General features: G+C 71.7%; 21 protein-coding genes and 2 pseudogenes. 15 read left to right on the forward strand and 8 right to left on the reverse strand.

The features are described 5' to 3' along the window. Positions 1–97 precede the first annotated feature (97 nt). Both ACWC0C_RS20675 and ACWC0C_RS20680 read right to left on the reverse strand, forming a co-directional pair. Complete coding sequence (locus ACWC0C_RS20675; RefSeq protein ID WP_449198313.1) at positions 98–379, reverse strand: Lrp/AsnC family transcriptional regulator; 282 nt, start codon at positions 377–379, stop codon at positions 98–100. Beyond that, positions 376–1,119, reverse strand: a complete 744-nt coding sequence (locus ACWC0C_RS20680; protein ID WP_450865184.1) for a rhomboid family intramembrane serine protease — start codon at positions 1,117–1,119, stop codon at positions 376–378. Before ACWC0C_RS20680 ends, ACWC0C_RS20675 begins: the two co-directional genes overlap by 4 nt. Before the next feature lie 160 nt (positions 1,120–1,279). On the opposite strand from ACWC0C_RS20680, the gene ACWC0C_RS20685 reads away from it, so the two are divergent. From ACWC0C_RS20685 to ACWC0C_RS20705, 5 genes are all read left to right on the forward strand, one after another. Beyond that, complete coding sequence (locus tag ACWC0C_RS20685) at positions 1,280–1,519, forward strand: hypothetical protein (RefSeq protein WP_030783292.1); 240 nt, start codon at positions 1,280–1,282, stop codon at positions 1,517–1,519. A gap of 41 nt (positions 1,520–1,560) precedes the next feature. Next, the gene (locus ACWC0C_RS20690) at positions 1,561–2,904 is read left to right on the forward strand and encodes an NYN domain-containing protein (protein ID WP_450865185.1); all 1,344 of its coding nucleotides are present in this window, start codon (positions 1,561–1,563) and stop codon (positions 2,902–2,904) included. A gap of 220 nt (positions 2,905–3,124) precedes the next feature. Beyond that, a complete protein-coding gene (locus ACWC0C_RS20695; RefSeq protein ID WP_449198316.1) occupies positions 3,125–4,159 on the forward strand; it encodes an NlpC/P60 family protein in 1,035 nt (344 codons plus the stop codon). A gap of 243 nt (positions 4,160–4,402) precedes the next feature. Continuing rightward, positions 4,403–5,449, forward strand: a complete 1,047-nt coding sequence (locus ACWC0C_RS20700; RefSeq protein WP_449198317.1) for an NlpC/P60 family protein — start codon at positions 4,403–4,405, stop codon at positions 5,447–5,449. A gap of 55 nt (positions 5,450–5,504) precedes the next feature. Further along, positions 5,505–6,674: a hypothetical protein gene (locus ACWC0C_RS20705; RefSeq protein ID WP_449198356.1), complete on the forward strand. Its 1,170-nt coding sequence runs from the start codon at positions 5,505–5,507 to the stop codon at positions 6,672–6,674. A gap of 24 nt (positions 6,675–6,698) precedes the next feature. Here the strand turns inward: ACWC0C_RS20705 and ACWC0C_RS20710 are convergent. Beyond that, a pseudogene (locus ACWC0C_RS20710) lies at positions 6,699–7,070 on the reverse strand (PadR family transcriptional regulator); the annotation flags it as partial. On the opposite strand from ACWC0C_RS20710, the pseudogene ACWC0C_RS20715 reads away from it, so the two are divergent. Next, positions 7,070–7,288: pseudogene (locus ACWC0C_RS20715) on the forward strand (MATE family efflux transporter); the annotation flags it as partial. The pseudogenes ACWC0C_RS20710 and ACWC0C_RS20715 overlap by 1 nt on opposite strands. Before the next feature lie 220 nt (positions 7,289–7,508). Here ACWC0C_RS20715 and ACWC0C_RS20720 read toward each other — a convergent pair. Then, positions 7,509–8,744: a glycosyltransferase 87 family protein gene (locus ACWC0C_RS20720; protein ID WP_450865229.1), complete on the reverse strand. Its 1,236-nt coding sequence runs from the start codon at positions 8,742–8,744 to the stop codon at positions 7,509–7,511. A gap of 186 nt (positions 8,745–8,930) precedes the next feature. Between ACWC0C_RS20720 and ACWC0C_RS20725 the strand changes: the two genes are divergently transcribed. Together ACWC0C_RS20725 and ACWC0C_RS20730 are read left to right on the forward strand one after the other, a co-directional pair. Beyond that, positions 8,931–10,073 (forward strand): glycosyltransferase family 4 protein, encoded by a 1,143-nt coding sequence (locus tag ACWC0C_RS20725; RefSeq protein WP_450865186.1) that lies wholly within the window; start codon positions 8,931–8,933, stop codon positions 10,071–10,073. Between the two features lie 102 nt (positions 10,074–10,175). Further along, complete coding sequence (locus ACWC0C_RS20730; RefSeq protein ID WP_450865187.1) at positions 10,176–11,798, forward strand: GMC oxidoreductase; 1,623 nt, start codon at positions 10,176–10,178, stop codon at positions 11,796–11,798. A gap of 28 nt (positions 11,799–11,826) precedes the next feature. Here the strand turns inward: ACWC0C_RS20730 and ACWC0C_RS20735 are convergent, their stop codons facing one another. After that, positions 11,827–13,623 (reverse strand): AMP-dependent synthetase/ligase, encoded by a 1,797-nt coding sequence (locus ACWC0C_RS20735; RefSeq protein WP_450865188.1) that lies wholly within the window; start codon positions 13,621–13,623, stop codon positions 11,827–11,829. A gap of 297 nt (positions 13,624–13,920) precedes the next feature. Between ACWC0C_RS20735 and ACWC0C_RS20740 the strand changes: the two genes are divergently transcribed. The 7 genes from ACWC0C_RS20740 (at position 13,921) to ACWC0C_RS20770 (ending at position 20,576) form a co-directional block, all read left to right on the forward strand. Next, a complete protein-coding gene (locus ACWC0C_RS20740; RefSeq protein ID WP_450865189.1) occupies positions 13,921–14,718 on the forward strand; it encodes a metallophosphoesterase family protein in 798 nt (265 codons plus the stop codon). Positions 14,719–14,839: 121 nt separating this feature from the next. Next, on the forward strand, positions 14,840–15,280 hold the full coding sequence (locus tag ACWC0C_RS20745) for an SRPBCC family protein (protein WP_449198324.1): 441 nt from the start codon (positions 14,840–14,842) through the stop codon (positions 15,278–15,280). Positions 15,281–15,436: 156 nt separating this feature from the next. Beyond that, positions 15,437–16,612: an ArsA family ATPase gene (locus tag ACWC0C_RS20750; RefSeq protein WP_450865190.1), complete on the forward strand. Its 1,176-nt coding sequence runs from the start codon at positions 15,437–15,439 to the stop codon at positions 16,610–16,612. A 57-nt stretch (positions 16,613–16,669) separates the two neighbouring features. Further along, the gene (locus tag ACWC0C_RS20755) at positions 16,670–17,194 is read left to right on the forward strand and encodes a DUF5304 domain-containing protein (protein ID WP_449198326.1); all 525 of its coding nucleotides are present in this window, start codon (positions 16,670–16,672) and stop codon (positions 17,192–17,194) included. A gap of 67 nt (positions 17,195–17,261) precedes the next feature. Further along, a complete protein-coding gene (locus ACWC0C_RS20760) occupies positions 17,262–18,215 on the forward strand; it encodes an ROK family glucokinase (RefSeq protein ID WP_449198327.1) in 954 nt (317 codons plus the stop codon). A gap of 113 nt (positions 18,216–18,328) precedes the next feature. Further along, positions 18,329–19,075: an endonuclease/exonuclease/phosphatase family protein gene (locus tag ACWC0C_RS20765; RefSeq protein ID WP_449198329.1), complete on the forward strand. Its 747-nt coding sequence runs from the start codon at positions 18,329–18,331 to the stop codon at positions 19,073–19,075. 130 nt (positions 19,076–19,205) lie between these two features. Next, entirely contained in the window at positions 19,206–20,576 is a 1,371-nt protein-coding gene (locus ACWC0C_RS20770) for a serine hydrolase domain-containing protein (protein WP_450865191.1), read from the forward strand. A 30-nt stretch (positions 20,577–20,606) separates the two neighbouring features. Here the strand turns inward: ACWC0C_RS20770 and ACWC0C_RS20775 are convergent, their stop codons facing one another. From ACWC0C_RS20775 to ACWC0C_RS20785, 3 genes are read right to left on the reverse strand one after another with little or no spacing between them, the layout of a single operon-like run. Continuing rightward, a complete protein-coding gene (locus ACWC0C_RS20775) occupies positions 20,607–21,323 on the reverse strand; it encodes a TetR/AcrR family transcriptional regulator (RefSeq protein ID WP_450865192.1) in 717 nt (238 codons plus the stop codon). A gap of 40 nt (positions 21,324–21,363) precedes the next feature. Next, positions 21,364–21,939: a hypothetical protein gene (locus ACWC0C_RS20780; RefSeq protein WP_449198332.1), complete on the reverse strand. Its 576-nt coding sequence runs from the start codon at positions 21,937–21,939 to the stop codon at positions 21,364–21,366. Next, on the reverse strand, positions 21,932–22,711 hold the full coding sequence (locus ACWC0C_RS20785) for an alpha/beta hydrolase (RefSeq protein WP_450865193.1): 780 nt from the start codon (positions 22,709–22,711) through the stop codon (positions 21,932–21,934). The genes ACWC0C_RS20780 and ACWC0C_RS20785 overlap by 8 nt, the downstream gene beginning before the upstream one ends. Between the last annotated feature and the right edge of the window lie 22 nt (positions 22,712–22,733).

The raw sequence follows: 22,733 nt of genomic DNA on the forward strand, positions 1-22,733 counted from the left end.
GGGGCGCGGGGAACTGCGCGACAAGCCACAACGAACCCGCGCCCGCCGGCGTACCGCACCCGGCAGACGAGAAGGCGACCGGCGCCCCCCGGTCCGCCTAGTTGTCGAGGCCGATCGAGAAGGCCGCCTCAAGATCGTGCCGCGAGTACGTCCGGAACGCCACGTGCGTGTCCGTACCCTCCACACCGGGGATCTTGCTGATCCGCCCGGGGATGACATCGGCGAGATCATCGTGCTGCCGCACCCGGACCATCGCGATCAAGTCATACGTACCGGTGACGGAGAAGACCTCGCTCACCGACTCCAGCGAAGCGATCTGCTCCGCGATCTCGGGGATCCGGTCCACGCTGGTCTTGATGAGGACGATCGCGGTGATCACGGCTGGTTCTCTCCCTCGGGTGCCGGAGCTGGGGCGGACTTCACTCTAGTCGCACGGCCGTAGCGGACCCACGCGTAGCCGAAGCCGAGCCCGAAGCCGACGAGGTGGGCCAGGTACGCCACCCCGGGGCCGCCCGAGCTCTGCCGCGCCGCCGCCCACTGCAGTGCCGCCCAGAACGGCAGCACGACCCACGCCGGGAACCGCACCGGCAGGAAGAACAGGAACGGCAGAAGACTGGTCACGCGGGCGCGTGGGAACAGGTAGAGGAACGCTCCGAGGACCGCCGAGATCGCCCCGGAGGCGCCGACCAGCGACTGCGTGGAGGTGGCATTGGCGGCCGCGTAGCCCAGCAGTGCCAGATAGCCGCAGCCGACGTAGAAGAGGGTGAACTCCACCCGGCCCATCCGTTCCTCGGTCATCGCGCCGAAGACGAAGAGGAAGAGCATGTTGCCGAGCAGATGCACCCAGCTGCCGTGCACGAACAGGGCCGTGGCGGGAGTGAGGGCCTCGCGCACCGGTCCGGCGAACAGCTCGGCCGGGACCACGCCCCAGCGCCGGAAGTACGCCCGCTGCGCGGCGAGCAGGGCGTCCCCGGAGCCGTATCCGGGCGTGAGCCCCGAGGCCGGGCCCAGCACGAAGAGCAGACAGCACAGGGCGAGGAGGCCGTACGTCACGGGTGCGGATGCGCTCCGGACCGCTCTGAGGGCCCTGCCGGTCGCCGTGCTCCACTCGCTGATCATGAACACAGAGCATGACGTAACGGGACGCAAGCTCACAGACCGCCTCGCCGCCATGAACGGACCAGCGGCGAGTCCCTGCCAGGCCGTAGGGTTACGGCCACACGCGTCGCCCGGCGGCGCGGGAGCGAGCATGAGCGAGAGAAGGAAGCGGACAGCCACGATGACGGTTCCCCTGCCGACCGCCACCACCCGATGGCGCTGCACCCTGTGCGGCAACCTCACCCGGTTCGACGTGACGCGTTCCTCGAAGGTCGTCGAGTACCTCCATCTCGATCTGGCCGGCGAGCCGACGGTGGAGGAGCGCGAGGTGGTCAGTGAGACCATCGAATCGGTGCGGTGCCGCTGGTGCAACGCGGTGGACCAGGTGGAACTCGTGGACAGGCCGGGCGCCGGCTCCTGAGCGGAGCGGCCCCGAAGAAGTGACGTAGTGGGGTGTGACGGATGGTGGAGACCGCAGGCGGGGGGCCGGGCGACGGCACCGCTGAGGTGCTTGACCGTCCGCTGCCCGACGGGGTGCGCCGCAGAGTCGTACAGATCGTCTCGGACAGTTTCGGCTCGCTGACCGTGACGGAACTGCCCGCCCAGCTCAGGCAGTACGCCCGGTTCGCCCCCAATCGCCGGGCGAAGTTCGCCGGGAACGCGATGGCGGCGGCGCTGGAGACCGACGCGCTGTTCCGGCAGCGGATCGGGGAGAAGTTCAGAGAGGCCCAGCCGGAACTCTCCGGCGCCCTCGACTCCGGCTCGCCGCCCCCGGCCGCGGACCCGCTCGACGTGGCGGCCGCGGCCTATGTACTGCGCCCGGCGGGCTGGGTGAAGCTGGTCACCGCGGCCGGCGAGGAGGCCCAGCGCGCGGACGCCGAGCGCGCCGACGAGGAGAGCCGGGCCGAGCTGGAGCGGCTGCGCGCGGAGCTGGCCCAGGCCCGCGACCATACCCGCACCGAGACCGAACGGCTGCGCGCGGAGCTGGAGTCGGCGAAGAGGGAGGCGGAATCGCTTCAGCGCAAGCTCCGGGCCGCCCTGAGCGACGTCAAGCGCGGCGAGGCCGCCCTGCGCAAGGCTCACGGCGAGATGGACGCCGTACGTGCCGAGGCGCACCGACAGGTGTCGGCCGCCGAGAGCGAGTCCCGCCGGCTCAAGGCCCGGCTCGGCGAGGCCGAGGCCACGCTGGAGGCCACCCGCCGGGCGGCCCGCGAGGGCCGCAGCGTGGAGGACATGCGGGTACGGCTGCTGCTGGACACCCTGCTGGACGCGACCCAGGGGCTCAGGCGCGAACTCGCCCTGCCGCCGGTGTCCGTGCGGCCCGCCGAGACCGTGGACGCGGTCGAACCGGGACGAATGACACCGAAGGACATCGCGGCGCGCGCCCTGTCCGAGCATGATCCGGCCATTCTCGACCAGTTGCTCGCGCTGCCGCAGGCGCATCTGGTGGTCGACGGCTACAACGTCACCAAGACCGGCTATCCCCAGATGCCGCTGGAGAAGCAGCGGCTCAGGCTCCTCGGCCAGCTCTCCGCGCTCGCCGCGCAGACCGGCGCCGAGGTGACGTGTGTCTTCGACGGCGCCGAACTGGCCGCGCCGGTGCTGCTCGCACCGCCGCGCGGGGTGCGGGTGCTGTTCTCCAAGCCGGGCGTCACGGCGGACGAGCTGATCCGCCAGCTCGTGCGCGCGGAGCCGCCGGGCCGTCCGGTCATCGTCGCCTCCACCGACCGGGAGGTGGCCGACGGGGTCGCCAAGGCGGGTGCCCGTCCGGTCGCGTCTGCGGTGCTTCTCAAGCGACTGTCCTGAAGGTCCAACGGGCATAGGCAATGCCCGAATTGGGCGTATCGCCACGCAACGTAGTGTCGATCGTGGATCACTGCATGTGAGTCAAGTGCAAAGATTGCATTGCGTGATGGGATTTTCTGGTGTGAGGATTTGAACTGATCACAAGAAGGTCACTAGGGTCTGGGTCCGAACCTCCGAACGGGTGATCGCTCACTCACTCACAAGAAGGAGTTCGTCCTCCGTGGCGTCCCACCGTCGACCCAAGCAGCAGAGTCGCGCCCGCGTGACCGTCCTGACCACCGCGGCCGCCGCCGCCGTCGTGCTGAGCGCCAATGCCGCCAACGCCGCGCCGAGCCAGAAGCTCAGCAAGGACCAGGTCAAGGCCAAGGTCGACAAGCTCTACGAGGAGGCCGAGCAGGCCACCGAGAAGTTCAACGGGGCGAAGGAGAAGCAGCAGAAGCTGCAGAAGGAAATATCCACCATCCAGGACAATGTCGCCCGGGGTCAGCAGGACCTCAACAAGCTGCGCGACGGCCTGGGTTCGCTGGCCACCTCGCAGTACCGCTCCGGCGGCATTGACCCCTCGGTCCAGCTCTTCCTGTCCTCCAACCCGGACGACTTCCTCGACAAGGCGTCCACGCTCGACCAGCTGAGCGCCCAGCAGGTCGACGCACTGAAGAAGATTCAGGACAAACAGCGCGAACTGGCCCAGGAGCGGGCGGAAGCCAGCCAGAAGCTCAAGGACCTCTCCTCCACGCGCACCGAGCTGGAGCAGAAGAAGAAGGAAGTCCAGGGCAAGCTCGCCGACGCGCAGAAGCTCCTCAACACCCTGACGGCCAAGGAGAAGCAGGAGCTGGCCGCCCAGCAGCAGCGCGCCGACCGTTCCTCCAGCGACCGGGTGCACCTCGGTGACACCCCGCCGGCCTCCGGCCGTGCCGGGGCGGCCTTCTCCGCCGCCCAGAGCCAGATCGGCAAGCCTTACGTCTACGGTGCCACCGGCCCGTCCTCCTACGACTGCTCGGGTCTGACCTCCTGGGCCTACGCCCAGGCCGGCGTCTCCATACCCCGCACCTCCGAGGCCCAGGCCAACATCGGCACCCGGATCAGCTCGGTCGACCAGCTGCAGGTCGGCGACCTGGTGTTCTTCTACGGCGACCTGCACCACGTGGGCCTGTACGCGGGCAACGGCCAGGTGCTGCACGCCCCGCACACCGGCGCGGTGGTCCGCTACGAGGCGATGTCCGACATGCCGTTCCAGTTCGGCGTCCGCGTCTGACCTCGTCCTCCGCGAGAAACACTGCAACGGGGGCGCCCGAACGGGCGAATCCCGTGTACCGGAACTGACTCCACGCCCCGCCAGTTACCTGCGTAACCGGCGGGGCGTCACTGTGTGTCACCACTGGGCGCTTTGGTCCCGGCCTTTCCGCACGGCTACTGTCTGCCGCGTTTCCCCGGCGCCGGGGCCTCCCCGTCCCCAGGCGCCGGGGAAGCAGTCTTGTCCGCCAGCAGAAGGACTGCCGTGGGCTCTCACCGCCGTATTGCCTCCTCCGGATTCGACCGGGGCGCCGTCGCCCTGTGCCTGCTGTCGGCCGCGGCCGCCGCGCTCGGCGCCGTACCGGCGCACGCGGCCCCGCACGGCGACTCCCGCGCCGAGGTGGACCGGCTCTACCAGGAGGCCGAGCAGGCGACCCAGGACTACGACAAGGCCCAGGAGCGGGCGGGCACGCTGCGCCGCGAGGTACGCGCGGCCCAGGACCGCATCGCCCGGCAGCAGGAGCGCATCAACACCCTGCGGGAGCAGCTCGGTTCGCTGGCCGGCGCCCAGTACCGCGCGGGCGGCATCGACCCGGCCCTCGCGCTGCTCTTCTCCGACGACCCCGGCGACTACCTGGACCGGGCCTCCACCCTCGACCGCATCGGCGCCCAGCAGACCGGGCAGCTGCGGGAGCTGCAGTCGGCGATGCGGGAACTCGTCGGGGAGCGTGTGGCGGCGGCCGGGAAGCTCGCCGAGCTGGCGAACAGCCGCAAGGCCGTGGCCGCGCACAAGCGGACCGTGGAGAAGAAGCTCGCCAGGGCCCGGCACCTGCTCAACGCGCTCCCGCCCGCCGAGCGCGCCGCGTTCGGCCGGGCCTCGCGCTCCGACGACTCCGGCCGCGCCGATCTGGCCGACCTCGCCGGTCTGCCCGGCCTGACCGGCGCCCTCGGTTCCGACGCCCCGGACGCCCGCGCCGCCGCCGCGGTGGCCGCCGCCCGCTCCGCCCTCGGCCGGCCGTACGTGTGGGGCGCCAGCGGCCCCTCCGGCTTCGACTGCTCGGGCCTGATGCAGTGGTCGTACGCGCACGCCGGGATGGAGCTGCCGCGCACCTCGCAGGAGCAGCGCTTCGCCGGCCGGCAGATCCCGCTCTCCCAGGCCCGCCCCGGTGACCTGGTGGTCTACCGCTCCGACGCCAGCCATGTGGGGATGTACGTCGGCAACGGGCAGGTCATCCACGCGCCCTATCCGGGAGCGGCGGTGCGCTACGACCCGGTCGGGATGATGCCCATCTCCTCGGTCACCCGGCCCTGATCGCGCCGCTCGCCGTTACGATCGGGAAGTGGCTGGTCGCAGGCGGGCGTGGAGCATGGGAGCCGTAGGGCTCGGGCTGCTGCTGCCGCTGGCCGGATGCGGCGGCGGCACGACGGCCGGCTCCGTCCGTACCGAGGTGCAGCATCTGCTCGACCGGCGCTCCGCGGCCCTCCTCGGCCATGACGAGCGGGCGTACGACGCCACGGGCGCCCGCACCGAGTACACCCGGCTGCGCGCCCTCCCGCTGGCCTCCTGGTCCTACCGGGTCACCGCCGTACGCCGCACCTCCTCCGGCGCCACCGCCGACGCCGACCTCAGCTACCGCGTCGCCGGCTACGACAAGGCCCCGGTCGACGCCCGCCGCACCTTCACCCTCGGCCGCACCGCCGCCGGCAGGTGGTACGTCACCGCCGACGAGCCGGCCGAGAAGGCCGGACAGCAGCTGTGGGACCAGGGCCCGGTGACCGCAGTCAAGGGCGCGCACAGCCTGGTGCTGGGCACCGGCCGGACGGCCGCCCAGCTGCGCGTGTACGCCACGCTGGCCGACCACGCGGTCCCGGCCGTCTCCCGGGCCTGGGGCACCGACTGGACCCGCCATGTCGTCGTCCTCGTCCCGCGGTCCCTGCGGGGCATGGCGGGACTGCTCGGCTCGCCCGCCTCCAACTACCGGGGCATCGCCGCCGTCACCACCGGTGAGGCGGGAGGCTCCGGCCGGGCACCGGCGGACCGGGTGGTCGTCAACCCGGAGGCCTACGCCATCCTCGGTGACCTCGGCAAACAGGTGGTGCTCACCCACGAGACCACCCATGTGGCCACCCGTGCGCACACCACCGCCGCGACCCCGCTGTGGCTCTCCGAGGGCTACGCGGACTGGATCGGCTACCTCGGCACCGGCCGCACTCCCACCGAGGTCGCGCCGGAACTGACCCGCGCCGTCCAGGACGGCCACGCCCCCACCGCGCTCCCGGCCGACAAGGACTTCGGCTTCACCAGCGACCCGGCCGAGCTCGCGCGGGCCTACGAGGGCGGCTGGCTGGCCTGCCGGATGATCGCCGACCACTGGGGCACGGCCCGGCTCGACGCCTTCTACCGCGCCGTCGGCGCCCACGGGAAACGGGCGGGCGCGGTCGAGGACGCGCTGGAGAAGGTGTTCGGCACCACGCCGGGGGCGTTCACCGAGCAGTGGCGGGAGTATGTGCGGGCGCAGCTGAGCCGGACCGAGTGACCGACAAATCCCTTGCCCGGCAGGTCAGTCGGATGCGCTGAGCGTCTCGACGGCCTCGCGCAGCCAGGCCCGCTCCGCCTTCCCGGTGGCCCGGGCGACCCGCAGCATGCCCTCCCGGAACAGATCCCCGGCCTCCTCCGCGCGCACCGGCTCGCCCGCCCGGTAGAAGAAGCTCGCGGGGGTCTGCAGGAAGTCCAGCCGGCGGCGCAGTACGGCGGCCTGCTCGGCGGGGTCGTCCAGGTGCCGCAGGAAGGCCAGGAGCGTGTTGAAGCGGACCTGGTCGGTGATCTCCGTCTGCTTGGGGTGGCGCAGCCGCTCCAGCAGCTCCGCCCGGCCCTCGCCGGTCAGGGACAGCACCCGGCGCGGGGCGGCGCTCGCGCCCTCCTCGGTGTGCTGAGGGCAGCGGCAGAGCCCCGGCCCTGCTCCGGGTCACGCTGCTCGGCACGGCCGTCCAGCTGCCCCTCGTGTACGCACTCGGCGGCCTGGGCCTGCCCGGCGTGTGCCTGGCGCTGGCGCTCGCGATGGCCGTGCAATGCGCGACCGCGGCAGCCCTGCTGCGAAGAACCGACCGCCCCGCGGAAGCCGGGGCGCCGTCCCTGTCCCACACCGGCTGAGCCGGGAGGGACCGGGGTCGCGTTGCCGGGTCGGTGGGGCGGTGCGGGTGTGGTGCGGCGCCCGGCGTTTCCCCGGAGGCCGGGGGCTGTCGTGGCTTGCCGGGTGTCGTGGGCTGGCTGAGTCAGGAGAAGACCAGGGCCGTGTCGCCAGGCTGGTGGTGTGGGTGTGGTGTGGTGGCCGGCGTTTTCCCGTAGGCGGGGGCTGTCGTGGGTGGCTGGGTCAGGAGGAGACCGGGGTCTGCCGTGGGCGGGCCGGTTCGGGGGGTAGGGGTGCGGTGGGGGTCGGGGTGACGGTCGAGCGCCACAGGCGGCGGGCCGCCGTGACCGAGGCGGCGACGAGCAGGCCGTTGCGCAGCACCAGCAGCAGGACGCCGTAGCGGTCGCTCAGCACCACGTGCGAGAAGCCGAGCGGGAACTCCAGGACCGTCACGAAGGACGCGGCCACCACCATCAGCGCGGGCGCCCCCATCCGGCTCGCCCGGTACGACAGGCAGACCGCGGCCAGGCCGATCAGCCACACCAGGTACTGCGGGCTGATCACCCGGCTGGTCACCGTGAACAGCAGAACGGCGGTGAAGGCCGCCTCCGCGAGCGTGTGCGGGGCCCTGCGGGTCACCCGCAGCCGCCACAGCAGCAGCCAGCCGAACGCGCCCACGGTCAGCGCCAGCGCCGCCGAGCTGACCTGGGTCACATGCGGGCCGAGGAACTCGATCGACCCGTAGTTCAGCAGCACCTCGCCGTGCCAGCCGAAGTGCCGGGCCACATGGAAGACCAGGGCGCCCAGCGACTCCACCTCGGTGCCCCGGTTCCGCTGGAAGGTCAGGAAGGCGAAGGCGCCCGGCATGGACACCGCGAACAGCGCCGCGAGCCCGGCGGCGGTCACCGCGGCCGACGCCCAGGCCCGCCGCCGCACGGCACCGACCAGCAGCAGCACCGGCCACACCTTCAGCAGGGCCCCGAACGCGGTCAGCGTGCCCATCACCCGCGGATGCCGGGCCCCGGCGATCAGTGCCGCCACGGCCACCGCGGTCACCATCACGTCGTACCGGGCGTACACCGTCGGGCCGAGCAGCGGGGCGCCCGCCACCCACACCCAGGCACCGCGCAGGGACCGGCCGGGCCGCCGGCGGGGATACAGCAGCAGCGCCAGCACGACCGCGTCGGCGAGGAACGCCAGCAGGTAGAAGGCGTGCGCGTAGGACAGGAACGGCAGGAGGGCGGGGGAGAGGACCGGGAGGGCGGCGGCCGGCGGGTACTGCCAGGTCACGTCGTCCAACGGAAACGTTCCGTGGCGCAGCACCTCGTACCACCCCCGGTAGATCACCGAGACGTCGGAGGTGACGTCCGGCCCGGGGAAGGTGTACACCTGGAACGCGAACAGCAGCAGCACCGCACGGGTGACGACCCAGGTCGCGAGCAGCCATGCCAGGGATCGCCCGGCGCCTTTGGTCTCCACGTGCTCCCCTTGCCGTTCGATTCCCGCGTCGGTGTCCGCGCCGGTGTTCGTTTCCGTGTTCGTCCGCTCTCGCGTGACCATGATGACCCGACCGGCCGTGCGCATGCCACAGACCCGGCCGCGCCCGGCCGGGGACGGCCCATTCGGTCGCGGCCGGGGCCGGCCGATTCGGTAGGGTCGGCGGCGATGCACAAGACCCTGATCGTCACCAACGACTTCCCGCCCCGGCCGGGCGGCATCCAGGCCTTCCTGCACAACATGGCCCTCCGCCTGGACCCCGGCCGGCTGGTCGTCTACGCCTCCACCTGGAAGCGCGGCAGGGAGGGTATCGAGGCCACGGCCGCCTTCGACGCCGAGCAGCCCTTCACCGTCGTACGCGACCGTACGACGATGCTGCTGCCGACCCCGCAGGCGACCCGGCGGGCGGCCGGGCTGCTGCGCGAGCACGGCTGCACCTCGGTGTGGTTCGGCGCCGCGGCACCGCTCGGCCTCATGGCCCCGGCCCTGCGCAGGGCGGGCGCCGAGCGGCTGGTGGCCACCACCCACGGCCACGAGGCCGGCTGGGCCCAGCTGCCCGCCGCCCGGCAACTGCTGCGCCGGATCGGCGAGTCGACGGACACCATCACTTACCTGGGCGAGTACACGCGCTCACGCATCGCCACGGCGCTCACCCCGGCGGCGGCGAGCCGCATGGTCCAGCTGCCGCCCGGAGTCGACGAGAAGACCTTCCACCCCGGCTCCGGCGGCGACGAGGTCCGCGCCCGCCTCGGCCTCACCGACCGCCCGGTCGTGGTCTGCGTCTCCCGCCTGGTCCCGCGCAAGGGCCAGGACACCTTGATCCAGGCCATGCCCCGCATCCTCGCCGCCGAGCCCGACACCGTCCTGCTCATCGTCGGCGGCGGCCCCTACGAGCAGGACCTGCGCCGCCTCGCCCACGAGAGGGGCGTGGACTCGTCGGTCCGCTTCACCGGCTCCGTCCCCTGGTCCGACCTGCCGGCCCACTACGGCGCGGGCGACGTCTTCGCCATGCCCTGCCGAACGCGGCGAGGCGGCCTGGACGTGGAGGGCTTGGGGATCGTCTACCTGGAGGCGTCGGCAACCGGCCTGCCGGTGGTCGCGGGAGACTCGGGCGGCGCCCCCGACGCCGTACTCGACGGGGAGACCGGCTGGGTGGTCCGGGGCGGCGACCCGGCAGCGGCAGCCGACCGCATCATCCCCCTGCTCCAGGACCCCGAACTGCGCCGCAGGATGGGGGAGCGGGGACGCCAGTGGGTGGAAGAGCGCTGGCGCTGGGACCTACTCGCCGAGAAACTCAAAGACTTGCTGTAGGGAAACCCCCTAAGGGGCGCGGGGAACTGCGCGACAACCTACAGCGGAGCCCTTGGCGGAATCCCGTAATCCGCCCATGCTGCGGACATGACCCCAAACCTGATGAGACGTCAGCTGACAAGACGTCACATACTCGGTATGGCCGCACTCCAGACCGCGGCCACCCTCGGCTTCACCCGCATCGGACTCCAGTCGGCCAAAGCCGCCGAGCCCGACGCAGTCGAACACGCCCCGGCGATAGTCGTCGGCTCCGGCTACGGCGGCGCCGTGGCCGCCCTCCGCCTCGCCCAGGCCGGCATCCGTACCCTCGTCCTGGAAATGGGCCGCCTCTGGAACACCGCCGGCGGCGACGGCAAGGTGTTCTGCTCCACCAGCGCCCCCGACCAGCGCTCCATGTGGTTCCGCACCCGCACCGAGGCCCCGCTCGCCACCTTCCTGTGGCTGGACGTGGTCAACAAGGCCATCAGCGCCTACCCGGGCGTCCTCGACCGGGTGCACTACGACAGCATGTCCGTGTACGTCGGCCGGGGCGTCGGCGGTGGCTCACTGGTCAACGGCGGCATGGCGGTCACCCCGCTGAAGTCGTACTTCACCGAGCAGTTCCCGACCGTGGACGCCGACGAGATGTACGGCACCTACTACCCGCGCGCCCGCGCCATGCTGGGCGTCAACACCATCGACCCGTCCTGGTTCGAGGCCACGGAGTGGTACCGGTTCACCCGCACCTCCCGGAAGGCCGCCGGCAACGCGGGCCTGAAGACCACCTTCGTGCCGAACGTGTACGACTTCGGCTACATGCAGCAGGAAGCCGCCGGTACGGCGACGAAGTCAGCGCTCGCCGGTGAGGTCATCTACGGCAACAACCACGGCAAGCGCAGCCTCGACAAGACGTACCTCGCCGCGGCGCTCGGCACCGGCAACGTCACCATCCACACCCTGGAGAAGGTGAAGTCCATCAGCAGGGCGAGCGACGGATCGTACGTCCTCACCGCCGACCGGATCGATCCCACCGGCACCGTCGTGGAGAGCAAGCAGTACGGCTGCACCTACCTGTTCCTCGGCGGCGGCAGCCTCGGCACCACCGAACTCCTCGTCCGCGCCCGGGACACCGGCACCCTGCCCGACCTGAACTCCGCCGTGGGCGCGGGCTGGGGCACCAACGGCAACACCATGCTCGGCCGCGCCAACCACGTATGGGACACCGTCGGCGCCAACCAGGCGACCATGCCCGTGATGGGCATCGACGACTGGGCCAACGCCGACAACCCGGTCTTCGCCGAGATCGCCCCGCTGCCCATGGGCTTCGAGCACTGGATCAGTCTCTACCTGGCGATCACCAAGAACCCCGAACGGGCGTCGTTCACCTACGACTCCGCCTCCGGTTCGGTGAAGCTGGGCTGGACCGCCGCCCAGAGCGCGGTGTCCGTCGCCATGGCGAAGAAGCTGTTCGACCGGATCAACCTGGCCAACGCGACCATCTACCGGTACGACCTCTTCGGGTCCACCAGCAAGATCTTCGCGGACGACTTCACGTACCACCCGCTGGGCGGCTGTGTCCTCGGCCGGGCCACCGACGACTACGGCCGCGTGAAGGGCTGTACGCGGCTGTACGTCACCGACGGCTCGCTCGTGCCCGGCAACATCGGCGTGAACCCCTTCGTCACCATCACCGCGCTCGCCGAACGCACGATGGCGCGGGTCCTCGCCGAGGACACCGCGCCATGACACTCCGTCACATCCGGCCGGAGGCACGCTACTTCGCGTAGATCGCCTCGATCTCGTTCGCGTAGTCCTTCGCCACCACGTTCCGCTTGAGCTTCAGCGACGGGGTGAGGTGGCCCGACTCCTCCGTGAACTGGGAGGGAAGAATGCGGAACTTCCGCACCGATTCCGCCTTCGACACCGCGGCGTTGCCGTCGTCGACCGCCGCCTGGATCGCCGCCATCAGATCCGGGTCGTCCTTCAGCGACGCCGTGGTGGAACCCGCCGGCTTGCCGTGCTCGGCGGCCCAACGGCCCAGGAACTCCTCGTCGATGGTGACCAGCGCGCCCACGAACGGCCGCCCGTCGCCCACCACCATGCACTCCGCGACCAGCGCGTGCGCCCGGATCCGGTCCTCGATCACGGCCGGGGCCACGTTCTTGCCGCCCGCGGTGACGATGATCTCCTTCTTGCGGCCGGTGATCCTGAGGTAGCCGTCCTCGTCCAGGGTGCCGATGTCACCGGTGTGGAACCAGCCGTCGGCCAGCGCCTCCGCGGTCGCGCCCGGGTTGTTCCAGTACTCCTTGAACAGGTGCTCGCCGTGCAGCAGCACCTCGCCGTCGTCTGCTATCCGGATCACCGAGCCGGGCAGCGGCTGCCCGACCGTGCCGATCTTCTGCCGGTCCCAGGGGTTGAACGCGGTCGCCGCACAGGACTCGGTCAGGCCGTAGCCCTCCAGCACCGTGAAGCCGATGCCCCGGAAGAAGTGGCCGAGCCGCTCGCCCAGCGGGGCACCGCCGGAGATGGCGTACTCGCCCCGGCCGCCGAGGACCGCGCGCAGCTTGCTGTAGACCAGCTTGTCGAAGACCTTGTGCTTGACCTTCAGGCCGAACGACGGGCCGGAAGCGCTGTCCAGCGCCTTGCTGTAGGCGATCGCGGCGTCCGCCGCCTTGTCGAAGATCGCGCCCTTGCCGTCCGCCTGCGCCTTGGCCCGCGCGGAGTTGTAGACCTTCTCGAAGACCCGCGGGACGCCGAGGACCAGCGTCGGGCGGAAGGCGGCCAGTTCGTCGGTGAGGTGCTTGATGTCCGGGACGCAGCCCAGCTTGATCGGCGCCATCATCGGGGCGATCTGCACCAGCCGGCCGAAGACGTGCGCGAGCGGCAGGAAGAGCAGCACCGAGCACTCACCGGTACGGAACAGGGGGCGCAGCCGCTCCACGATGTTGCCGCACTCGGCGAAGAAGCTGCGGTGGGTGAGCACACAGCCCTTGGGGCGGCCGGTGGTACCGCTCGTGTACACGATGGTCGCCGGGTCGTCGGCCTTGGCGAGCGAGCTGCGCTCCTCGACCGTCTGGTCCGACACGTCCTGTCCGAGCCGCCCGAGCTCCTCCACACCGCCGGCCTCGATCTGCCAGACGTGCTTGAGGGCGGGCAGCGACTCCCGCACCGACTCCACGGCCGCCGCGTGGTTGTCCAGCTCCACGATGCACGCCGTCGCGCCCGAGTCGGACAGGATCCACCGCACCTGCTCCGGCGAGCTGGTCTCGTACACCGGCACGGTGACCGCGCCCGCGCTCCAGATCGCGAAGTCCAGGAGCGTCCACTCGTACCGGGTGCGGGACATCAGGCCCACCCGGTCGCCCGGCTGCACACCGGCGGCGATGAGGCCCTTGGCGGCAGTGTGCACCTCGGCCAGGAACTCCCGGGCGGTCACGTCCTGCCAGGCACCGCCGGCCTTACGGGCGATGACGGAGACGTCGGGATGCTGCGCGGCGTTTCTGCGGACGATGTCGGTCAGATTGCCGTCCGCGGGGACCTCGTACAAAGCCGGAAGGCTGAACTCGCGCAAGACTGCTGCTCCTCATAGGGCGCCGACGCCACGACACTGTGTGATGCGACGGTGCGGTCCAAGGCTCGGGCAAGTGCTCGGGGAATTCAGCTGTTGAAATCCAGAGCACGACTGGACGGCCCGGACGTTACCCGCCGGTATGGCGTTCCCGACAGGGGTTCCCGGTGAGATGTTCGCTGCGTCACACATGTTGGCGTTCCTTCGCGCACAGTAGTCCACGGCTGAACCGACCGGCGAGTAACCGCAGGCATGGCCGACACTGTTCACGCACACCGCACACGCCTACGCTTGATCGCCATGGCATCCACACCCTCCGGTAACCGAAGAACGCGCATCCACGTGGTCAGTGACGTGCACGGCAACGCCCGGGACCTGGCCCGGGCCGGGGAGGGTGCCGACGCCCTGATCTGCCTGGGCGACCTGGTCCTCTTCCTCGACTACGCCGACCACTCCCGTGGCATCTTCCCCGACCTGTTCGGCAAGGAGAACGCCGACCGTATCGTCGAGCTGCGCACCGCCCGCCGCTTCGAGGAGGCCCGGGAGTTCGGCGCGCGGCTGTGGGCCGGCATCGGCGCGGACCGGGCCGGGGCCATCGAGAAGGCGGTGCGCAGGCAGTACGCCGAGATGTTCGCGGCGTTCCCCGACCCGACGTACGCCACGTACGGCAATGTCGATATGCCGACCCTGTGGAACGAGTACGCCCGGCCCGGCACCACGGTCCTCGACGGCCAGCAGGTGGAGATCGGCGGCCGGACCTTCGGCTTCGTGGGCGGCGGCCTGACGACGCCCATGCGGACGCCGTACGAGATCAGCGACGAGGAGTACGCGGCGAAGATCGAGGCGGTCGGCGAGGTCGACGTGCTGTGCACGCACATCCCGCCGGAGGTTCCCGAGCTGGTCTACGACACGGTGGCGCGCCGTTTCGAACGCGGAAGCCGGGCGCTGCTGGCCGCGATCCGCCGCACCAAGCCCCGCTATTCGCTCTTCGGGCACGTCCATCAGCCGCTTGCGCGCCGGATGCGGATCGGCGCGACCGAGTGCGTGAACGTGGGCCACTTCGCCGGGACGGGCCGCCCCTGGGCGCTCGAATGGTGACCGGTTGACGGTGGGGGGACCTGGGGTGAAGGCGGCAGGTCGGCGGCGCGGTAGCCTTCACGCTGCACACACGTGCGCACGACAACCTCTGTACCGGCCCGCATCTGGAGGAGCCACGGCGATGGCGGAACACACCAGCTCGAGCATCACGATCGAGGCGGCACCGGCCGACGTCATGGGGGTGATCGCCGACTTCGCCCGCTACCCGGACTGGACGGGCGAGGTGAAGGAGGCGCAGGTCCTCGAGACCGACGACCAGGGCCGCGCCGAGCAGGTCCGCCTCGTCATGGACGCGGGGGCGATCAAGGACGACCAGACGCTGGCCTACACCTGGACCGGCGACAACGAGGTCTCCTGGACCCTGGTCAAGTCCCAGATGCTGCGCTCCCTGGACGGCTCCTACATCCTCAAGCCCACCGGCCCCGGCACGACGGAGGTCACCTACCTCCTCACGGTGGACGTCAAGATCCCCATGCTCGGCATGATCAAGCGCAAGGCCGAGAAGGTCATCATCGACCGAGCACTGGCGGGCCTGAAGAAGAGGGTGGAGTCGGACCAGTAGTTCCCCCCACCCCTCCGCAGTCGTGCCGCTGGGGCGGCACGGGTGGGCGCAGGCGGCAACCCGTCGGCGCCGGGTCGCGCGACCGACCCCCGGCTGTCCGCAGTACCGGGTGCAGCCGCGTCGGCCGCACCCGGCCCTCCGTTACCGTTCACCCTCATGCGCACCATCCTGATCACGGGCCCGGGCGGCGGCGGTCGTACGACGATCGCCGCCGCCACCGCACTGCGCGCCGCCCGCGAGGGCACCCGCACCCTCCTGCTCAGCGCCGACCGCACCGACACCCTCGGCTCGGCGCTCGGCTCCGCGACAGGACCGGTGCCCGAGGAAGCCGCACCGAACCTCACCGCCTGGCGGCCCGACGCCGTCGCCCGGTTCCGTGAGGACCTCACCGGCTTCCAGGCCCGCGCCGCGAACGTCCTCGACCTGCTCGGCGCCGCCCGCCTGGACGCTGAGGAGGTCACCCCGCTGCCCGGCGCCGAGGAGCTGTCCTTCCTGCGGGCCGTCAGGGACGCGGCGCTGTCCGAGCGCCATGACCTCCTCGTCGTAGACCTCCCGCCCCTCCCGCAGGCCCTCGCCCTGCTCGCCCTCCCCGAGGAGCTGCGCCGCTATCTGCGCCGCCTGCTTCCGCCCGAGCGGCAGGCGGCCCGCGCCCTGCGCCCGGTCCTCGGCCGGCTGGCCGGCGTGCCCATGCCGTCCGACTGGCTGTACGAGACCGCCGCCCGCTGGGACGTCGAACTGGCCGCCGTCGAGGCCGTCCTCACCGACCGGAACACCGCCGTACGCCTGGTCGCCGAACCCGGCCCGGCCGGCGCCGACGCCGTACGCACCGCCGCCCTCGGCCTCGCCGTACGCGGCCTGCGCACCGAGGCCCTGATCGCCAACCGCACCCTGCCCGAGACCGCCCCGGACAGCTGGCTCTCCTCCCTCCTCGCCCAGCAGCGCAAGGCACTCGCCGACTGGCAGGAGCAGCCGTACGACGTCCACCCCGTCCCCCACCTCGGCCGCGACCCGCGCGGCGGCGACGACCTCACCGTCCTCGCCGTGCCGCCCGTCAACCCGGCGCCCGCCCCCGTCGAGTGGCCCGTCACCGACCACAGGGGCGAGGACGGCGTACTGGTCTGGCACATCCCGCTGCCCGGCGCGATACGGGACGAGCTGGACCTGGTCCGGCGCGGCGACGAACTCGTCCTCACCGCCGGCCCCTTCCGGCGGATCGTGCCGCTGCCCTCGGCCCTGCGTCGCTGCACCGTCGCCGGGGCCGCCCTGCGCGAGGGCGAGCTGCGCATCCGCTTCGCCCCGGACCCCGACCTGTGGCCCGCCACGGCACGGTGATCCGGGTACGCCCGTTCGGGTAACGTCGTAAAGGCGAACCGTAGTCAGGAGTCCGCCATGAGCGAAGAGCGTCCCGCATCCGACTCGTCCGAGGAATACTCCGAGGAGTATCCCGAGGAGCATGAGGAACAGGGGCGGGCGACCGACGCCGACGCCTGGGCCACGGCCTGCGCCGAGGACCTCGCCGCCGAGAAGGCCCGCCGCCGCACCGAGCACGGCCCGCAGCCGGGCTCGGCAGCCGAGGAACTGAAGAAGCTCGTGGACACGGTGGCCGACAAGCTGTCCGGCCTCCAGTCACCGCTCCTCGGCGGCCTCGCCGGACCCGCCGCCCAGCAGATGGTGCGCCAGGTCGTCCAGCAGGCCAAGGCCGCCGTCGAGCCCGTCATAGACCGCAATCCGGACGTCTTCGACCACCTGGCCGCGGCCGGCGGCGAACTGCTCGCCGCCTACCGCTCCGCCATCCAGGCCCAGGAGCGCCGCTGGACCGCCCGCACGGCCGACGACCTCACCCGCGAGGATCCGAAAGGCCGGCGCGACCGGGGCGAGGGCACCGGCCCGGGCGAACGCATCGACCTGGACTGAAGCCCTTGCACGGCAGGGCCTCGGGTACGGTTGGCCGTAGCGGGGCTCGACCGAAACTGAGGGATTCATGGGACTCACCATCGGCGTCGACATCGGCGGCACCAAGATCGCGGCCGGCGTGGTCGACGAGGAAGGCAACATCCTCTCGACCTTCAAGGTGCCGACCCCCACCACGCCCGAGGCCATCGTGGACGCCATCGCCTCGGCAGTGGAGGGCGCGCGCGCCGGCCACGAGATCGTCGGCGTGGGCATCGGTGCGGCCGGTTACGTGAACCGGCAGCGCTCGACGGTGTACTTCGCGCCGAACATCGACTGGCGCCAGGAGCCGCTGAAGGAGAAGGTCGAGGCCCGCGTGGGCCTCCCGGTCGTGGTCGAGAACGACGCCAACGCTGCCGCCTGGGGCGAGTACAAGTTCGGCGCCGGCAAGGGCCACCGCAACGTCATCTGCATCACGCTCGGCACCGGCCTCGGCGGCGGCATCATCATCGGAAACAAGCTGCGCCGCGGCCACTTCGGCGTGGCCGCCGAGTTCGGCCACATCCGGATGGTCCCGGACGGCCTGCTGTGCGGCTGCGGCTCGCAGGGCTGCTGGGAGCAGTACGCCTCCGGCCGCGCCCTGGTCAGATACGCCAAGCAGCGCGCCAACGCCACCCCCGAGAGCGCCGAGCTGCTGCTCTCGCTCGGCGACGGCACCCCCGACGGCATCGAGGGCAAGCACATCTCCATGGCCGCCCGCCAGGGCGACCCGGTCGCCGTCGACTCCTACCGCGAGCTGGCCCGCTGGGCCGGCGCGGGCCTCGCCGACCTGGCCTCCCTCTTCGACCCGTCCGCATTCATCGTCGGCGGCGGCCTCTCCGACGAGGGCGAACTGGTCCTCGACCCGATCCGCAAGTCCTACAAGCGCTGGCTGGTCGGCGGCAACTGGCGCCCGGTCGCCGACGTGATCGCGGCCCAGCTCGGCAACAAGGCGGGCCTGGTGGGCGCGGCGGACCTGGCGCGGGAGCCCGACCCGATCATGTAAGAGGGTTTCACTGTACTTACCCAGGGGCGCGAGGAACCGCGCGACAAGCCACAACGCACCGGCAGTCGCGTACGATCCCCGCGCCCCGAGCTGTTGGGCGTACATTGATCCACATGGAGCTGCTTCCCAACTCCCGCACGGACCCTGACGGTTCAGCCGTGATCCGCGTCCTGAGCTACAACATCCGCTCGATGCGCGACGACACCCACGCCCTGGCCAGGATCATCACCGCCTGCGCCCCCGACCTGGTCCTCATCCAGGAAGCCCCCCTCTTCTTCCGCTGGCGCAAAAAGCTCGCCCGCCTCGCCAAGGCCTCCGGCCAGGTCGTCCTCACCGGTGGGGCCACCGCCGCGGGCCCCGCGATCCTCTGCTCGCTCCGGGCCACCGTGGAGCGCACGGAAGACGTCCTCCTGCCCCTCACCCCCGGCCTCCACCGGCGCGGCCTCGCCACGGCGGTGGTCCGCTTCGGCGCCGCCCGTCTGGGCGTGGTCAGCTGCCACCTCAGCCTCGAGGAGAACGAGCGGTACGAGCAGGGCGCCATGTTCCTCGACCGCGTCGCCGGACTCGGCGTCGAGCACGTCGTCGCCGGCGGCGACCTGAACGAAGGCCCCGGCGGCCGAACCTTCCGGCTGCTCTCCGCCCGGCTCCAGGACTGCCGGGCCGTGTCCCCCTGGGGCGGCGAGACCACCTGGCCGCACAGCGACCCTCCCGAGCGCATCGACGCCGTCTTCGCGACGAAGGACATCGAGGTGCTCGGCTGTGGGGTCCCCCTGGACCAGCCGGGCGTCACCCGGGCCGACCTGATCGCGGCCACGGACCACCTCCCGGTCCTCGCGGCACTGCGCGTGCCGGTGGCGTGAGTTCCGCTCCGGTGGCGTGGCTTCCGCTTGAACTAAGTACAGCAAACACCTTGTGGGCCCTGCCGAGCCCGCTCTACAGTCCTTCCTGTACTTAGTTCAAGTACTGCATACGCCCAGGAGGGGGACCCTGATGTCGGGGAAGCGGGAGTCGCTGGCCGCGTTCGTGGAGACGGCGGCGAAGGAGTACGGGGTGCCGGGGGCCGCCGTGGCCGTGCTGACCGGCGGCGAGGAGATCCATGTCGGCCACGGCGTCACGAACGTGGAGCACCCCCTGCCGATCGACGAGCACACGCTCTTCCACCTGGCCTCGGTCAGCAAGAGCTTCACGGCGACCGCGCTGATGCGCCTGGTCGAGCGGGGAGGGGTGGACCTCGACGCGCCGGTCCGCCGGTACGTCCCCGAGCTGCGCCTGGCCGACGAGGAGACCGCCGCCCGGATCACCGTGCTGAACCTGCTCAACCACACGGCGGGCCTGGACTGGAACCTGATCGACGCCGACGAGGGCGACGGCTCACTGGCCGCCTTCGTGGACCAACTCGACCGGCTCCCGCTGATCGGCCCGCCCGGCGCCCGCGCCTCCTACAGCCAGGCCGGCTACAACCTGCTCGGCCGGGTGGTGGAGAACGTCACCGGCCTGCCGTTCGAGAAGGCGCTGGCGGAGCTGGTCCTGGAGCCGCTGGGCCTGACCGACACCGTCTTCGACCTGGACGACGTCGTGGTCCGGCGCTTCGCGGTGGGCCACAACCGGGCCGCGGACGGCTCCTTCACCCTGGCCCGCCCCTGGAAGTCCCGGCGGGCCGGACTGCGCGGCAACAACCCCGGCGGCGGTGTCGTCTCCTCGGCGAGCGATCTGCTGCGCTGGGCGCGGTTCCAGCTGGGCGACGGGGCGGGCCTGCTGGCCGCCGGGACGCTGCGCCGTATGCGGGAGCCGAGCGTCGAGCTGCGGGGCAGCACGCTCGGCGACGCGTTCGGCATCGGCTGGTTCCTGCGGGACGTGGAGGGCGTGCGCACGGTCGGACACGGCGGCTCGGGCAACGGGCAGTTCGCCGAGCTGCTCCTCGTGCCGGAGCGGGACTTCGCCGTCGTCTCGCTGGCCAACGCCGGCCCGGACGGCTACCAGTTCAATCAGGCGGTGCTGAAGCGGGCGCTTGAGCTGTACCTCGGTGTGGTCGAGCGGGAACCGGAGCCGCTGCCGTACGACGAGGAGCGGGCGCGGGAGGTCGCCGGGCGGTACGAGATCGACGCGCTGAACCTCGACATCGCGACGGAGGGCGGCCGGCTCACACTCGCCGTCGGCATCAAGCCGGAGCTCCGCGCGGCGTCGGACGTGGAGATGCCGCCGGACTATCCGGCCGCGGAGATCGGCTTCCTGCCGGGGGACGGTGACGAGTACATCGTCATGGAGGGCGGCCTGAAGGGGCAGAAGGGCTTCTTCTCACGTGCGGACGACGGCACGGTGACGGGGGTCGACCTGGCCGGCCGCCTCTTCACCCGGTCCTGACCGAGGCGCTCCCTCTGGGGGAGGCGCCTCTCAGCGAGCAGCGTCCCCGGCCGTTCGGGCGGTACCGGGCGCGGTGTCCGTTCCACCCGGCCGCAGTCCGTCGAGCAGTGCCCGCAACCCCGCCGCGTAGCTGCCGTCGGGCGCCTCCCCGTACTCCGCGGCCGCCGGCGTCCCGAGCCGCTCTCGCAACCGCGGAAACGGCTCCGCCACCTCGGCCGCCTTGGCCAGGGTCTGCGACAGCATGCCCTCCGCGTCCTCCCCGGCCCGCCGCAGCTTCCGGGTCAGGGAGGCGACGGCCGAGGTGCCGAGCGAGCTGCCCAGCACGTACGTCACCACCGCACCGGCCGCCCGATCCGCCTCCTGCGGCGTGAACCCGCCCGTCTCGAAGACCCCGAGGAGATGGTCGTCGTAACGGGCCTTGCCGGTGCCGTAGAGCAGATGGGAGCCGATCGCCTGCACCAGCCACGGATGCCGCGCGAGCATCGCGTGCAGCCGGTCGGCCATCGCCGTGGCCGCGCCCCGCCAGTCGTCCGCGTCGAGCGCCGGCAGCTCCACCTCGTGCCACACCCGGTCGGCGGCGAGCAGCACGAGGTCGTCCTTGTTCTTCACATGCCAGTAGACGGCGGTCGCCGCGGCCCCCAGCCGTTTGCCCAGGCTGCGCATGTTCAGGCCTTCGAGGCCCTCGTCGTCCAGCAGCTCCACGGCGGTCCGGACGATCTGTTCCTGGGTGAGGGAATCGCGCGGCATGGGCTCACGATAGGTGAGCCCCGCAGAACTCGTACAAAGTTCAGACCACCGCGCCCCGCCCCGGGTCGTCGTCCTCCTCGTCGTCCGTGCGCATGCGCATCACCAGCGTGGCGAACCCGCCGAGGAAGCCGCCGATGCCGAGGGTCGTCAGCCACCACGTCATCTCCCAGCCGAGCACCACCGCCAGCAGGAGCAGGATCGGCCCGCCGACGACACCCAGCCACGCGAACTTCGCGGCGGCGTCGGCGGCCGGCAGCGGCGGCGGCTCAGGCGGTACGAAGTGGCCCTCGTCGTCCTCGTCGAAGTCCTCCTCGGAGGGTTCGGGCGGGCTGTAGTCGCGCGGCCCGACACCGGGTGCGAAGGACACCGAGCTGCCCAGCGGCCGGACCGGCGCCTTGTCGGTGTCGCTCCCGGTGTCCTTCTCCGGCAGCGTGTCGTTCTCCGGCAGGGCCAGGTCCTCCACCGGCTTGAAGGGCCTGGCGCCCGGCGGGTCCGGCGGCTCCACGCCGTACCCGGCGACGATGGCCCGCCACGCGGCGTCCTCGTCGAAGGGCAGCCCCTGCTCGTCCGGCTCGCGGTCCTCGCGGTCCTCGCGGTCGGACTCGTGCTCAGCCACCTGTGGCCGTCCCTTCCTTGCCGAGACTGGGTGCGAGCCGGCCCATGAAGGCGAGGCTCTCCTCGAAGATCCGGTCCGCATCCTGGTCCAACGTCGCCACGTGGTAGCTGTGTTCCAGCACGATCTCCCGTACGTCCGTGGACGAAACCCGGCTCAGCACCCGGGCCGAGTCGGCCGCGGGCACGACATGGTCCTGGGCGCTGCGCAGCAGCAGCAACGGCTGGGTGACCTGGGGCAGCTCGCCGTCCAGGTGGCGCAGGAACACCCGCAGCGAGTGCGCCGCGTGCAGCGGCACCCGGTCGTACCCCAGCTCGGCCGCGCCCTCCTTGGCGATGTCGCTGGCGATGCCCTTCGTCGTCCGAACGAGATGCCGGGCCACCGGAAGGGCGTACGCCGACAGGCCGTGCACCTTGTTCGCCGGGTTGACGACCACCGCGCCCGTGACCCTCTCCCCGTGCCGGGCGGCCAGCCTGAGTGCCAGCGCGCCGCCCATCGACAGGCCCGCCACGAACACCCGCGAACAGCGCTCGGTAAGGAGGCGCAGCTCGCGGTCCACCTCCGCATACCAGTCCTGCCAGCCGGTGACCTGCATGTCCTCCCAGCGGGTGCCATGGCCGGGCAGCAGCGGCAGCGACACGGTCAGACCGTGCGCCGCATGGTGCTCCGCCCAGGGGCGCAGCGACTGGGGCGAGCCGGTGAAGCCGTGGCAGAGGAGGACCCCCACCTCCCCGCCCTCGTGGCGGTACGGCTCGGCTCCGGGGAGGACCGGCACCTTCGACGCTCCTGTTCCTGAC

This window comes from Streptomyces sp. NPDC001709 (assembly GCF_053596375.1).

Coding starts and splice junctions, on each gene's coding strand:
- ACWC0C_RS20770 (WP_450865191.1), top strand. CDS start 19,206: ATGTCGGGGAAGCGGGAGTCGCTGGCCGCGTTCGTGGAGACGGCGGCG.
- ACWC0C_RS20775 (WP_450865192.1), bottom strand. CDS start 21,323: ATGCCGCGCGATTCCCTCACCCAGGAACAGATCGTCCGGACCGCCGTG.
- ACWC0C_RS20740 (WP_450865189.1), top strand. CDS start 13,921: ATGGCATCCACACCCTCCGGTAACCGAAGAACGCGCATCCACGTGGTC.
- ACWC0C_RS20705 (WP_449198356.1), top strand. CDS start 5,505: ATGGGAGCCGTAGGGCTCGGGCTGCTGCTGCCGCTGGCCGGATGCGGC.
- ACWC0C_RS20725 (WP_450865186.1), top strand. CDS start 8,931: ATGCACAAGACCCTGATCGTCACCAACGACTTCCCGCCCCGGCCGGGC.
- ACWC0C_RS20765 (WP_449198329.1), top strand. CDS start 18,329: ATGGAGCTGCTTCCCAACTCCCGCACGGACCCTGACGGTTCAGCCGTG.
- ACWC0C_RS20685 (WP_030783292.1), top strand. CDS start 1,280: ATGACGGTTCCCCTGCCGACCGCCACCACCCGATGGCGCTGCACCCTG.
- ACWC0C_RS20750 (WP_450865190.1), top strand. CDS start 15,437: ATGCGCACCATCCTGATCACGGGCCCGGGCGGCGGCGGTCGTACGACG.
- ACWC0C_RS20690 (WP_450865185.1), top strand. CDS start 1,561: ATGGTGGAGACCGCAGGCGGGGGGCCGGGCGACGGCACCGCTGAGGTG.
- ACWC0C_RS20730 (WP_450865187.1), top strand. CDS start 10,176: ATGAGACGTCAGCTGACAAGACGTCACATACTCGGTATGGCCGCACTC.
- ACWC0C_RS20760 (WP_449198327.1), top strand. CDS start 17,262: ATGGGACTCACCATCGGCGTCGACATCGGCGGCACCAAGATCGCGGCC.
- ACWC0C_RS20680 (WP_450865184.1), bottom strand. CDS start 1,119: ATGATCAGCGAGTGGAGCACGGCGACCGGCAGGGCCCTCAGAGCGGTC.
- ACWC0C_RS20755 (WP_449198326.1), top strand. CDS start 16,670: ATGAGCGAAGAGCGTCCCGCATCCGACTCGTCCGAGGAATACTCCGAG.
- ACWC0C_RS20745 (WP_449198324.1), top strand. CDS start 14,840: ATGGCGGAACACACCAGCTCGAGCATCACGATCGAGGCGGCACCGGCC.